Annotated in this window: 19 protein-coding genes; 18 read left to right on the plus strand and 1 reads right to left on the minus strand. The window is 62.9% G+C overall.

The window, feature by feature from the left end; all coding sequences use genetic code 11:
* Positions 1–9: 9 nt before the first annotated feature.
* The 10 genes from OH705_RS26075 (at position 10) to OH705_RS26120 (ending at position 4841) form a co-directional block, all read left to right on the plus strand.
* Positions 10–228: a hypothetical protein gene (locus OH705_RS26075; RefSeq protein WP_267303323.1), complete on the plus strand. Its 219-nt coding sequence runs from the start codon at positions 10–12 to the stop codon at positions 226–228.
* 39 nt (positions 229–267) lie between these two features.
* A complete protein-coding gene (locus tag OH705_RS26080) occupies positions 268–660 on the plus strand; it encodes a protein singed (protein ID WP_267303324.1) in 393 nt (130 codons plus the stop codon).
* Positions 661–662: 2 nt separating this feature from the next.
* Positions 663–1043, plus strand: coding sequence for a glutamate 5-kinase (locus OH705_RS26085; protein ID WP_267303325.1), 381 nt, complete (start codon positions 663–665; stop codon positions 1041–1043).
* A 2-nt stretch (positions 1044–1045) separates the two neighbouring features.
* The gene (locus OH705_RS26090; RefSeq protein WP_061203083.1) at positions 1046–1474 is read left to right on the plus strand and encodes a hypothetical protein; all 429 of its coding nucleotides are present in this window, start codon (positions 1046–1048) and stop codon (positions 1472–1474) included.
* Positions 1471–1875, plus strand: a complete 405-nt coding sequence (locus OH705_RS26095) for a phage tail terminator-like protein (RefSeq protein ID WP_267303326.1) — start codon at positions 1471–1473, stop codon at positions 1873–1875. Before OH705_RS26090 ends, OH705_RS26095 begins: the two co-directional genes overlap by 4 nt.
* Positions 1876–1893: 18 nt before the next feature.
* Complete coding sequence (locus OH705_RS26100) at positions 1894–2316, plus strand: hypothetical protein (protein ID WP_267303327.1); 423 nt, start codon at positions 1894–1896, stop codon at positions 2314–2316.
* A gap of 63 nt (positions 2317–2379) precedes the next feature.
* Positions 2380–3549 (plus strand): phage tail tube protein, encoded by a 1170-nt coding sequence (locus OH705_RS26105; protein WP_267303328.1) that lies wholly within the window; start codon positions 2380–2382, stop codon positions 3547–3549.
* Between the two features lie 56 nt (positions 3550–3605).
* On the plus strand, positions 3606–4121 hold the full coding sequence (locus tag OH705_RS26110) for a hypothetical protein (RefSeq protein WP_267303329.1): 516 nt from the start codon (positions 3606–3608) through the stop codon (positions 4119–4121).
* Positions 4122–4135: 14 nt separating this feature from the next.
* The gene (locus OH705_RS26115) at positions 4136–4378 is read left to right on the plus strand and encodes a hypothetical protein (protein ID WP_267303330.1); all 243 of its coding nucleotides are present in this window, start codon (positions 4136–4138) and stop codon (positions 4376–4378) included.
* A 25-nt stretch (positions 4379–4403) separates the two neighbouring features.
* Complete coding sequence (locus OH705_RS26120; RefSeq protein ID WP_267303331.1) at positions 4404–4841, plus strand: hypothetical protein; 438 nt, start codon at positions 4404–4406, stop codon at positions 4839–4841.
* Here OH705_RS26120 and OH705_RS26125 read toward each other — a convergent pair.
* A complete protein-coding gene (locus OH705_RS26125) occupies positions 4834–5088 on the minus strand; it encodes a hypothetical protein (protein ID WP_088851887.1) in 255 nt (84 codons plus the stop codon). The genes OH705_RS26120 and OH705_RS26125 overlap by 8 nt on opposite strands.
* Before the next feature lie 204 nt (positions 5089–5292).
* Between OH705_RS26125 and OH705_RS26130 the strand changes: the two genes are divergently transcribed.
* The 8 genes from OH705_RS26130 to OH705_RS26165 all read left to right on the plus strand — a co-directional run.
* Positions 5293–5589 carry a hypothetical protein gene (locus OH705_RS26130; protein ID WP_267303332.1) on the plus strand — a complete coding sequence of 99 codons (297 nt, stop codon included), beginning with the start codon at positions 5293–5295 and terminating at the stop codon, positions 5587–5589.
* 61 nt (positions 5590–5650) lie between these two features.
* Positions 5651–8350 (plus strand): phage tail tape measure protein, encoded by a 2700-nt coding sequence (locus OH705_RS26135; RefSeq protein ID WP_267303333.1) that lies wholly within the window; start codon positions 5651–5653, stop codon positions 8348–8350.
* Between the two features lie 2 nt (positions 8351–8352).
* The gene (locus tag OH705_RS26140; RefSeq protein WP_267303334.1) at positions 8353–8655 is read left to right on the plus strand and encodes a hypothetical protein; all 303 of its coding nucleotides are present in this window, start codon (positions 8353–8355) and stop codon (positions 8653–8655) included.
* Positions 8652–8990: a phage tail protein gene (locus OH705_RS26145; RefSeq protein ID WP_267303335.1), complete on the plus strand. Its 339-nt coding sequence runs from the start codon at positions 8652–8654 to the stop codon at positions 8988–8990. The genes OH705_RS26140 and OH705_RS26145 overlap by 4 nt, the downstream gene beginning before the upstream one ends.
* Positions 8991–8997: 7 nt before the next feature.
* Positions 8998–9747: a phage minor tail protein L gene (locus OH705_RS26150; RefSeq protein WP_267303336.1), complete on the plus strand. Its 750-nt coding sequence runs from the start codon at positions 8998–9000 to the stop codon at positions 9745–9747.
* 2 nt (positions 9748–9749) lie between these two features.
* Positions 9750–10505 carry a C40 family peptidase gene (locus OH705_RS26155; protein WP_267303337.1) on the plus strand — a complete coding sequence of 252 codons (756 nt, stop codon included), beginning with the start codon at positions 9750–9752 and terminating at the stop codon, positions 10503–10505.
* Entirely contained in the window at positions 10502–11086 is a 585-nt protein-coding gene (locus OH705_RS26160) for a tail assembly protein (protein WP_267303338.1), read from the plus strand. Before OH705_RS26155 ends, OH705_RS26160 begins: the two co-directional genes overlap by 4 nt.
* Before the next feature lie 56 nt (positions 11087–11142).
* Positions 11143–12647: host specificity protein J (locus OH705_RS26165; protein ID WP_267303339.1), on the plus strand; the 1505-nt coding region annotated here is incomplete at its 3' end.

The following is a 12647-nucleotide window of genomic DNA, read 5'->3' on the forward strand; positions in this document are numbered from 1 at the left end:
GAGATCACCATGGCACTCGCAGAAGACAAGCACATCGACCCGAACAACAAGGCCCGCTGGGGCTTTGGCGGCAGCGCCGGCCAGATCACCGTAGGCCCGCAGACTGTGGGCGAAACCGGCGGCGTGGGCAGCGTGCGCACCGAGCAGGACAACGAAGGCGCGCATGGCAATGGTGCTGGTGCCGAAAAGACCGACTCGGCCAAGGCCAGCAAGGCCAGCGCGAAGTAACACCGGGGCTTCGGCCCCACTCATTCAAGCGGAGGCCTGATGGCTACCTACATCACCGTCGCGGACGTCGACACCATCCTGGGTGCGGCCTGGGCGCCAGGCGACAAGAAGGCCATGGCGGTAGCGCAGGCCAACGCATACCTCACCTCGCTCCGCCTGTGTGGCATCGACATGGATGCTGTGCCGGAGGAGGTGAAGCAGGCCGGGGCCCAGCTGGCTCTGGTCGCGTCCACGGGCCAGCTGTACCAGCAGCAGACCGAGGGATCGCTCGAGGCCAAGAGCGTGAAGGCCGGGTCGGTATCGACCAGCCGCACCTATGCCACGCTTGATCGCAGCAGTGCAGGCGCGCAGCCTGAGGGCGTGCAGTTCGCCCTGGCCCTGGTATCGCCCTGGCGATGCAACCCGTTCACCTTTGCCGTGGATAGGGGATAGCCATGGGCTTGCGAGACGAAGTGCAGGCTGACCTGGCCGCTGCGTTCGACGAAGACCTGGCCGACGCTGTATTCCCGTTCACCGGCTCTTACATGGGGCCGGGTGAATGGGACCCAGTGACCGAGACCACCACCGACCAGCCGGTGACCTACACCGGGCGCGGCGTGCTCGACAGCTACGACAGCCGCCGGATCGACAACATCAACATCCTGGTGGGTGATGTGCTCCTGATCTGCCTGGCCAGCGAAGTCACGGACAAGCCAGCGGTAGGCCACGAGATCACCGCCAGCGACCTGATCACCGGCGAGCCGGTTACGTACCGCGTCGTCAGCCCGGGCGTGGACCCCGCCAAGGCCCATTACGAAATACAGCTGAGGAAGTGACCATGGCCAAGGGGAGAGGGTGGAGCACGCCACCAAGCGCATTTGCCGGAGTGGTTGAGGACGCGCTGACACAGCGATCCAGAGCGATAGCCATGGCGATGCTTGGGGAGATCGTTCTGCGGTCACCTGTGGGAAACCCTGATCTCTGGAAGAGCCCACCGCCACCCGGCTACTCGGGAGGCAGGTTCAGGGGTAGTCACATCGTCAGTATCGGGGCGCCCGTCTACACCCAGACGACCAAGATCGACAAGGTTGGATCGGAAACAATCGCGGAAGGGCAGCGTCAGCTTTCGGGTCTTGAGCCTTTCACGGTCATCTACATCCAGACGAACCTGCCCTACGCCGAGAAACTAGAGGACGGCCATTCGACCCAGGCGCCTGGAGGCGTCTATGCGGTGTCATTCAATGGCGTCTCGCAGGCCTATTCATGACCTTCGAACAAATCCGCGCCATCGTCATCGGTCGCATGGCGCAATGGACCGGGATCCCAGCTGATGCAGTGGATTACCCGAACCCACCTAAGTCTTTCGATCCTGCTGGGCGCAGTATCTGGGCCCGCCTGTCGGACATCCCTGGTCTCAGCAGCGCGCCAGAGGTCGGAATCGGCCCATGCGTGCGTCAGACAGGCATCGTGGTTATCCAGCTGTTTGTGCCTAGCTACAGCGGCACGCTGGCCATCACCAAGGCCGCGGACACGCTGGTGCAGCACTTCCAGTTCTACAGCGACCCGACCGGGCCATTCGAGTGCTATGCGGCCTCTGCCAGCGCCATCGGCGATGACGGCCACGGCTGGTACCAGGTCAACCTGTCCATTCCATACCGGGCCTACTGAGGCCGATCAGGAGAAACAATGCAGAGCGCCGATTACGTGCCGGGGGTTTCCGGCTGGAAGATCAGTAAGGCCATTATCGAGCTGAACGGAGGTCCGTGTGGTCCTGTGCGCCTCGGTGATCTTGATGCCGTTTACGACCATGCGACATACATCGCCGCCGGCATTGGCCTCGGCGTAAGCGAGTTCGATAATGCGCGAGCAAAAGGTCCTGATGCGGTGCTCCGCTACCTGTCGGAGGAAATTTCCAGCTCAAAGCTGGCAACCGATCTGCGCAGATCGATTGATGATGGAAACAGTGATCTCGCCGCAGCTTTGGCCGAGGCAGGCAGGATGAAGCTTGAGAAGGTTGCATCGAAAGATCGGGAGCGGGCCATGGAGGAGGTCGTTCGCGACGTTCTGCGTAAAGAGATCCGCCCGGGCGGCCTGCTCTACCGCCGCTGAGCACACCACAACCAACCCGCCACATGGCGGTTTTTTTACGCCTATTGATAGGAGAAACACGCCATGTCGAGTGGTGCCAAGGTTGCAACCGCCTGGATTCGTGAAGTCACGCCAGGCACCACCCCGCCGGGCCCCTGGAACGTGCTGACGCGGACCAGCTTCGGTGTCGGGCCCACCTACAACACCGCCGAGAACAACGAGATCGGCGAAGACCGCATGTCGCAGGGCACCGCCCAGACCACCGTGGACGTGGCCGGCGATGTCGGTACCAAGATGCGCTTCGGCGCGCTGGACGAGTTCATGGCCTCCTGCTTCGGCAAGGATTGGGACAACAACGTCCTGACCATGGGTAACGACCGCATCAGCTTCAGCCTGGGCTACTACGCCGCTGACGTCGGCATCGCCGGCAAGGCCACCGGCGCCCAGGTAGCCACCATGAACATCCAGGTGCCGAACGACGGCGAGATCGAGGTGACCACCACCTTCGCCGCGACCGGGTGGCAGGACAAGGACGACGACACCAACTTCATCCTGACGCCGGTGGCCGAGGCCTTCCAGCGCCGCTACGGATTCAAGGATGTCTCCGGTCTCAAGCTGAACGGGGTGCAGGTTGGCGACAACAACGTCTGCGTCGACACCTTCAACCTGCAGTTCGACAACGCCGTCCAGACCCAGCGCTGCATCGGCAACGGCAACCCATTCGCCGGCAACATCATCCCGACCACCTTCACCCCGTCGGGCAGTATCACCCTGAGCTGGGCAAAGACGGCCTATGAGCTGTGGAAGAAGCAGCAGACTGGCGACGCGATCAGCTTCGAGTTCACTCTGGGCAATGCCGACGGCGCCTACGACTTCCTGATCCCCGAGATGGAGATCAGCGGGTCCTGGCCGGATGGTGGCGCAACCGACATCATCCAGGTCGAACTGACCTACACTGCTCGCCGCGTGTCGCCGACCATCACCCGGCGCCCGGCACCGCCAGCGCCTACCGGCGTGACCGTGGCTCCGTCGACCGCCAGCGTGGCAGTGGCCGCTACCACCAACCTGGCCGCCACTGTGGCACCGGTCGGCGCGACACAGACCGTCACCTGGTCCAGCTCCGATGTGAGCAAGGCCACCGTCAGCGCCTCCGGTGTCGTGACCGGTGTGGCCGTCGGTAGCGCGACCATCACCGCCACCAGCACCGTGGATGGCACCAAGAAAGGCACCGCGGCGATCAGCGTCACGGCATAACCATTGCCCGGCACGCCCTGCGGTGCGTGTCGGGCCTTTTACCGCAGAGGAAGACCATGGGATTCACCATTGCTCGCAAGCCCGAGCTGGACCTCCACGGCCAGCGCTGGGTGGAGTTCGCCCCAGGCGCCAAGATCCTGGTCGGTTCAGCCGCCGACCCCGTGTACCGATCGCACCGCGCGCTGATCAACCGGCACCTGGCGGCGATCGACTCCCAGGCCGGCGTCGGCACCAAGCAGTTCAGCGTCGCGCAGATCCCTCAGGTCGAGATCGAGGTGGACGACGAGCTCTACATGGACCTGGTGGCGCACCACCTGATCAAGGGCTGGGAGGGCGTCGACGTGGCCGAGCGCCCGGGTGAGCCGGCGGCTTACACCCCGGAACTGGGCAAGGCCCTGATCGAGCAGATGCCCAGCGTCTACTTCCTTGCTCTGCGCACCGGCGTCGACATCGCCAACCGCGTCGAGGAGCGCATCAAGGAGTCGGTGGGAAAGCTCTCGCCGTCTACCGATGGGGCCGCGACTGGGCGGGCGAAGATAACGAGAAAAAGCGCTGGAAACGTGAGCGCCTGAACAACGTAGCCAAGGTGCCGCCGGCCCCGGAGATTGACCCGGTCACTGACCATCTGCTCGACGCGTACAACGCGATCAGCCGGTCCCGGCAGTACGTCGGCATGATGGCCGCGCCGGCGCCTATCACCGCAGGCATGGTCAGCGAGCACCTGGCCCGATACCCGACCGCCATCGATCGTGACGAGCTCGAGGCCGTGGTGTTTGCCCTGGATGAAGAATTCCGCACCAACTGGGCGGAGCAGAACAGCAACGACTGACGCGGCCAGGCCGCAGGAGTGGAATATGCAGCAGCGCTACGTGCTGACGATCTGGGACCTGTTCACGATGAGCGGAAGCGATGTGAGCGGCGGCGAGGCGGTGATCGCCATCATGGATGGTGACCAGGAGGTTGACCGCATCACGATCAGTGGCAAATGCCAGGGCCAGAACGGCTACCGCCGAAGTTATACGGGAAAGCCAGGCCTGACCGCTCGATTGACCTCAGGTCCTAAGGCGCTCAGTTTTGCGTGGGATAAGTCCGAGGCCGATCCGTACAAGCCAGCGATTGCCTGGCGTCCACGTTTGAACAATCCGCCTGACCGGGACCCAATTGAGGTGGACGTTCAAGATGGGCGCGCTGAGCACCTGCTCAGCGGCCCATATAGCCTGGGTGAGGGCGGCAAGATTGAGGTGATCAACGGCAAGCTGCTCTTCACTGGGGGTAGCTTCAAGGTTACCTGATGTTGCCGAACACTCGATCGAAGTTTCCATCTCCGAAATAGTTCAGGTTGTCGGCAAGAATCAGCGCGTACCCAGAACCAATGGCCTTGAGCTCATCGTAAATTGTCGAAAAGTCAGATTCGGAAAGGAAGGTAATAGCTCCGCACCCAACCGCTACTCCACGATAGGCATGCTTCTCGGCAACTGGGATGTATTCTTCCTTCGTGGTCACAATCACGTAAGGGAAGACCGTCTGTCCAGGGTTCACTTTGACCTCCTAGGTCATCTTTCCCCAGTCCATGGGCTTTCCGGCAACGGACCGGGGCGGTTCGTTGGGAGGCACAACGCTACTACGCCCCGGCCCACCCCGCCTACTGGATTTCCGTCCAGGGTGGATGGGTGGACAGGGGCTGGGCGTGCGCCGGAGGCTGCCGGGCTGTGGTAGATTGCCCTCATCAAACAAGGAGGGTTCATGGAACTGTTCATCATCTGGCTGGCGTTGGCTGGCGTGACTGCCTATTTCGCAAAGCAGAAGGGCAGAGATCCTGTAGGTTGGTTCATTCTTGGATTCGTCTTCCCCGCCATCGGCCTTATCGCTGTGTGGCTGGCAAACCCGCTGGGGGTGGACGAGCAGAAGAGTATTGAGATCGCCAGGAAGTTTGGTGCCTCCTCCCTCTATCGGAAGTGTCCATTCTGCGCCGAGGTTGTCCAGAGGGAAGCCGTCAAGTGCAAACACTGCCAGTCTGACCTAGAACCGGTCAAAGAATGACCTGAGCCCAAACGAAGATAAACCCGCCATGCGCGGGTTTTTTTATGCCTGGAGATATTGCATGGCTCAAGAATCGCGCCTTGCCGTAACCATTGACTCACGCGGCGCACAGCGTGACGCGGCGTCTATGAGAAAAGAACTCGAGTCTCTTGAGTCATCTGGTAATCGTGTAGCGCCGGCAATGGACAAGGCCAGCGCATCTATCGAAGGGGCTGGGCGGCGCTCTGATGCGAGCTCAAGAAAGGTCGGCGGCCTGGCTGCCGAAACCGATAAGCTGCTCGGTGTCGTTGGGGGGCTGGCCGCGCCGTTTGCAGCGGCCTTCAGTGTTTCGAAGATCGCGCAATATTCGGAGCAGTACACCAACCTCACAAACCGTCTGAGGCTTGTTACCGAAGGAACTGAGCAATTAGCGTTTGCTCAGGATTCCGTTTACAGGGTTGCTCAGAACTCTAGGCAGTCTCTGCAAAGTACCGCCGAGGTCTATCAGCGAGTGGCCCAGAATGCTAGACAGCTTGGGCTGAGTTTTGCTGACGTGGAGAGCGTCACTGAGACAGTATCGAAGACCGTGGCACTGAGTGGCGCCAGCGCCCAGGCCGCTGAGGCCTCCATGGTCCAGTTTGGTCAGGCTCTCGCCTCTGGCACCCTTCGCGGCGATGAGCTCAACAGCATAATGGAACAAACACCGGCCCTCGCCCAGGCGATTGCGCGCGGTCTCGGCGTCTCTATTGGGCAATTGCGCACCATGGGGGCTGAGGGGAAGCTGACGTCTGAGGCAGTCGTTAAGGCGCTGCAGAGCCAGAAAGAAAAAGTGGACGAGCTCAGCGGCAGCCTTCAGGTCACAGTCAGCCAGTCCATAACGGCATTCAACAACTCGCTGGTGACTACGGTCGGGAAGCTTGATGAGGCTACCGGCGCCAGCGCCCGTCTGGCTCGTGGAATCGTATCCATGGCAGAGGCCATGGACAGGTTCAACTCAGGCGAGTTCCTGGATTTCTTCCGGGACGACAAGCAGACAGTGGCCGGGCTGAACAATGAGCTCAGCGTAACTCTGGCTGGAATTCGAGACCTGCAGAATGCAAGGTCAAAGCTGTCTTCTACCGACTCGAGTGACACGGTTTTCTTCAAGTTCAAGTTCTACAACCGCGATGAACTGGACAAGGAAATTGCCGGGCTGGAGAGCCGAGCCACCTCTGTCAGGGCAGTAGTTGCTCAGATGCAAAAAACTGCAGCACAGCCATCTCTCCAGACACCGAAAGGGGATGATCCCGGTAAGAAGGTGAATGCTGAGTACGAGAAGCTTCTAGTCAACCTGAAAAAACAGGCTGCACTCGAAGGCGAAAACACCGAAGCCGCAAAGGTCCGTTATGCAATTGAGGCTGGCGAACTTGGGAAGCTGCTCCCCGAGCAAGAAAAGCTACTTCTGAAATACGCCCAGGAAAAGGATGCAAAGGCCGCAGCAGAGAAGGCGTCCAAGAAAGCAGCTGCGGAGGCAGCCAAGGCTCAAGCCGCAACCGGCAAAGGGCTCTCTGAATCGCTGAACACCTTCGCCCGTCTCTACGCCCAATACGACCCAGCGTCCCAGGCCGCCCGCGCCCTGACCAAGGAACAGCAGCAGCTGGACCTGGCTTTCAAGAAGGGCAAGATCAGCCAGGAGGAGTACGGCAAGGCGCTGGCGCAGGCCTCGACGAACTATGCCGCGGCGATCAAGGGCGCCCAGGGCCTGACCCAGGCCGAGCAGTACCGGGCGCAGATGGAGCGGCAGCTGGCCACCCAGCGCATGGAGTACGCTGCGCAGGCCGATGCCGTGGGCATGGGCCAAAAGGACGCCACGCGCATGCAGGAGCGCCTGCAGCTTGAGCAGGAGACCAACAACCGCATCCTGCAGCTGCAGACCGAGCTGGCCAATGCCCAGGGCGAGAAGCAGCGCCAGGATCTGCAGGCGCAGATCGATCTGGAGCGGGAGTACCTGGGCAAGCGCATCGCGGCTCAGCAAGAAGGCTGGGCCCAGTTGGATCAGGCCCAATCCAGCTGGAGCGCCGGTGCGCGCGGTGCGTTCCAGGACTACTTGGATAGCGCCCGGGACGCTGCCGGTCAATCTCGCGCGTTCTTCGCCAACACCTTCAGTTCCATGGAGAGCGCTGCGGCAAACTTCGCCATCAACGGGAAGGCATCATTCTCTGATTTTGCAAAATCGGTCCTGGCTGACATGGCGCGCATCGCCACTCGCCAGGCCGCCACTGGCATTTTCGCCAGTATTGCTGGCAGCGCGATCGGGAGCTGGTTCGGCGGCGGCGCGAACGGGCTGGCCTCTGGGAGTGCGGGTGAAGTCTCGTCCAGGCTTGGCGCGTCCGCTGCGGGGTATTCGCCCAAGTTCGGTTTCGCGACTGGCGGCTACACCGGCGACGGCGGCAAGTTCGAGCCGAAGGGCGTTGTCCACGGTGGGGAGTATGTCGTGCGCAAGGAAGTCGTGAGCCAGCCTGGCATGCGCGACCACTTGGATCGGCTGAACAAGAATGGTTATGCGTCAGGAGGCATGGTCGGCAGCTCCCAGCAGTCACCAGCCGCTTCGGCGACCTACAATTTTCCGATATCTGTTCAGGTCGACTCAGGCGGCCAGGCTGCAGCGAATGTCCAGTCGGATCAAAGTCCGGAACAAACCGGGCGCAGCATCCAGGCCGCCACACAGGCAGAGGTGGAAAAGGCAATCGCAGCCGGGCTTCGCCAAGGAGGATCTATCTGGCGCGCCATCAACAGGAGGTGAATATGTCTTTCCACTACGACCGCTACCAGCTTATGCAAGCAATTGGAGCCACGGTTTCAGACTTCTTCTTCAAGGACGCCGGTGGGGCGAGTGCCGCGGATCTCCGTGAGCGAGCCGCAGCCATGGGCACTATCATCGGTCGCATTCAGGCCGTGGTCGCAGAGGAAGGAGAGGTTGGACCTGGGTTGATCGACGAGATCCTCAGGCTCGAAAATGAGCTTCGCGCCAGGGTCACGGAGAATGCCGGGAATGCTATTCGTCCAGGCGGAGGGATTTTCCAGGTGATCGACGGGGGCAGAAAGTGACAATCGAAACCTTCACCTGGTGCGTTCACGCGCAGTCATCCGGGACGACGAACTATGCCACCAGGTCGAGCAAGTTCGGCTACGGCTACGAGCAGATCACCGCCGACGGCCTGAACAACGTGTCCGAGGAGTGGAATATCTCAATCAGCGGGAAAGGCGCGGTGATCAAGCAGGTCAAGGCGTTTCTCGACCTGCACGCTGGCGCTAAGTCGTTCCTCTGGACTCCTCCATTGGGTGAGCTTGGCATGTACCTGGGGGGCGCCCCAAACGTCAGTGGCGGGCAGGGCGACTATTACACCCTGACCGCCACCTTCCGACAGTCCTTCCACCCATGAGGCCGGCATGACCCTGATCAAAGACATCCAACTGCTCCAGCCGGGCAGCGAGGTGCTGTTGTTCGAGCTCGACGGATCGGACTGGGGCGCCGACATCTTGCGTTTCCACGGGCACGCGATCCCTCACTCGCCCGCGGAACTGGCGGCGGCCGGCGCAGATGCCGACCAGCTGCCGGCCAAGTCGATCTGGTGGCAGGGCAACGAGTACGACGCCTGGCCGATGCAGATCGAGGGTCTCGAGGCAAACTCGGACGGTACCGCAGTGCGGCCGACGATCTCGGTCGGCAACGTCAATGGCCGGATCACGGCGCTGTGCCTGGCCTTCGACAACCTGCTCGAGTTCAAGCTGACGATCAGGCAGACCCTGAAGCGATACCTGGACCCGGTGAACTTTCCCGCCGGCAACCCGGAGGCCGATGCGACCCAAGAGAGCACGGAGGTCTGGTACATCGACCAGAAGGTGTCGGAGAACGGCGCGACGGTGTCTTGGGAGCTGGCCAGCCCGGGCGACGTCGGCGGCGAGAATATCGGCCGCCAGATGACCCAGCTCTGCCACTGGTCCATGACCAACGGATACCGCGGGCCGAACTGCGGCTACACCGGACCTTACTTCGACTTCGACGGCAACCCCACGGACGACCCGGCCAAGGACCAGTGCAATGGCTGCCTGGACACCGGCTGTGTCGCGCGCTTCGGCCAGGGCAACCAGCTGCCATTCGGCGGCTTCCCGGCCGTCTCCCTGATCGCCAGGAGCTGATCATGCTGAAACATATCCTCGCCGCCGTGCAGCAGCACGCCGCGGCGGAGTATCCGCGCGAGTGTTGCGGACTGCTCTTGGTCGTGGGCCGCAAGCAGGTGTACTTCCCCTGCATCAACGTGGCAACCGAGCCGACCGAGGAATTCCGCATCGCGCCGGAGCAGTACGCCGAGGCGGAGGACCAGGGCCAGGTGATCGGCATCGTGCACTCGCACCCGGACGCCACCAGCAGGCCTTCGTCGCGTGACCTGGCCATGTGCGAGGCCACCGGCCTGCCGTGGCACATCCTGTCCTGGCCGGAGGGCGACCTGCGCACAATCACGCCGACCGGCGAAACGCCGCTGCTGGGCCGGCCCTTCGTGCACGGTGCCTGGGACTGCTGGCAGGTCTGCGCCGATTGGTACCAGCGCGAGTGGGGGCTGGAGTTCCCGGCCTACACCCGCGAGGACGGCTGGTGGGAGCAGGCCGCCGGACCGAGCTTGTACGAGCAGGCCTACGAGGCTGCCGGGTTCTACCAGGTCGACCGGCCCGAGCGCGGCGACATGATCGTCATGGCCGTTGGCCGAACGGTGCACCCGAACCATGCTGGCATCTACCTCGGCGGCGATCCCAAGCTGCCCGGCGAGAAAGCCGATCTGTACGGCCCCGGCCCATTCCTCCTGCACCACCTGTACGGCAGGCCGTCAGAGGTGATCATCTACGGCGGTCCCTGGCATGACCGGGCCCGCCTGATCCTGCGCCACAAGGAGGCCCGATGAGCGCAATCGCCTACAAGCCAATGACGACCATCAAGCTGTCCGGCTCGCTGGCCAAGAAGTTCGGGCGCACCCACCGCCGGCAACTCGACAGCGGCGACACCTGGGAGGCGTTCAAGGCCTTGAAGGCAACGCTGCCAGGGTTCGAAGAGGAGATTCGGAGGCTGGACGGCATGGGCCTGCGCTTCGCGGTCTTCCGGAACCGGCAGAACGTCGGCCTCGAGGACTTCGAGCGCGGCGGTGTCCGCGAGCTGCGGATCGTGCCGGTGATTGGTGGAAGCAAGCGCGGGGGGCTGCTGCAGACAATAGTTGGCGTGGTCATGGTGGTTGCCGGCGCTGTCACCGGCCAGGCGTGGGCGATGCAGATCGGTGCGGCCATGGCGCTTGGTGGCGTCATCCAGATGCTCAGTCCGCAAGCCAAGGGGCTGTCGCAGAGCGCAGCGCCAGAGAACAGGCCGTCCTACGCCTTCGGCAGCGCGAACAACACCACCGCCAGCGGAAACCCGGTACCGATCTGCATCGGTGATCGCCGGTGGGGTGGGGCAATCATCTCCGCATCCGTCTACGCCGAAGACAAGGCGTAGCGACTGAACTGTCACCAGGCCGCCTACGGGCGGCTTTTTCTTGCCCGGAGGAAAGCATGGGCGCAGCACTTCAACCTGCCGTCACCGGCGCAAAGGGCGGCGAGAAGAAGCCTAAGGCGCCCTACGAGGCCCCGGACAGCCTACGGTCGACCAACATCGCCAAGATTCTGCTGGCCGTTGGTGAGGGCGAGTTCGACGGTACCCCGACTGACCGGGATATTTACCTCGACAACACCCCAATCATGGACGTCAGTGGCAACGTGAACTTCCCGGGCGTGAAGTGGGAGTGGCGCCGCGGCACCGTGGAGCAGGACTATATCCAGGGCATCCCAGCGATCGAAAGCGAAACGTCGGTCGGCGTGGAGCTGCGCAGTGATCAGCCGTGGACCCGGGCGCTGAGCAACACTCAGCTGTCGGCCGTGCGCCTGCGCTTCTCATGGCCGCGCCTGCTCCAACAGGACCCGAACACCGGGGACACCAACGGCTACACCATCGAGTACGCCATCGACATCGCCACCGACGGCGGCGCCTTCGTCGAGGCACACCGGAACGCGGTCAGCGGCAAGACCAGCAACGGCTATCAGCGGTCGGTGCGCGTCGACCTGCCGGCCGCCACCTCGGGCTGGGTCATCCGCGCCCGGCGCCTCACGCCTAACGCCAACACCGGCGCCATTGCCGACACGATGACCATCGCGGCCTACACCGAGATCATCGACCAGAAGCTGCGCTACCCCAACACCGCGCTGCTCTACATCGAGTTCGATGCCGAGCAGTTCCAGAACATCCCGTCGGTGACTGTGAAGTGCAAGGCGCGCCGCTGGCCGGTGCCGACCAACTACGACCCGATCGCCCGCACCTACACCGGCACCTGGGACGGCACCTTCAAGCAGGCCTGGACCAACAACCCGGCTTTCGTCACCTATGGCCTGTGCGTCGAGGACCGGTTCGGCCTGGGCAAGCGCATTAAGTCGTGGATGGTCGACAAGTGGGAGATGTACCGCATCGCCCAGTACTGCGACCAGCTGGTTCCGGACGGGGTAGGGGGCCAGGAGCCGCGGTTCCTGTGCGACATGAACCTGCAGGCCAAGGCGGAGGCCTGGACGCTGCTGCGCGACCTGTCCGCCATCTATCGGGGCATGGTCTACTGGGCCCAGGGTGCGCTGTTCATGCAAGCCGACATGCCCCGGGCGCAGGACTTCGACTACGTGTTCACCCGGGCGAACGTCATCGACGGCGAGTTCACGTACGGCGGCGCCGAGCGCAGCACGCACTACAGCCGTGCCCTGGTCAGCTACGACAACCCGGGGAACAACTACGACACCGACGTGATCCCGGTCACCGACCTGGCGCTGCAGCGCCGGTATCAGGACCGACCGATCGAGATATCGGCCATCGGTTGCACGCGGGCAAGCGAGGCCCAGCGCCGCGGGAAGTGGGCGCTGCTGAGCAACAACCAAGACCGCACCGTCACCTTCAAGACTGGAATGGAAGGCCGCATCCCGCTGCCTGGCCACGTCATCCCGGTGGCGGACGAGTTGCTTTCGGGGCGGCCCAATGGTGG

This window comes from Pseudomonas sp. BJa3, assembly GCF_026343815.1.
GTDB classification, from domain to species: domain Bacteria; phylum Pseudomonadota; class Gammaproteobacteria; order Pseudomonadales; family Pseudomonadaceae; genus Aquipseudomonas; species Aquipseudomonas soli.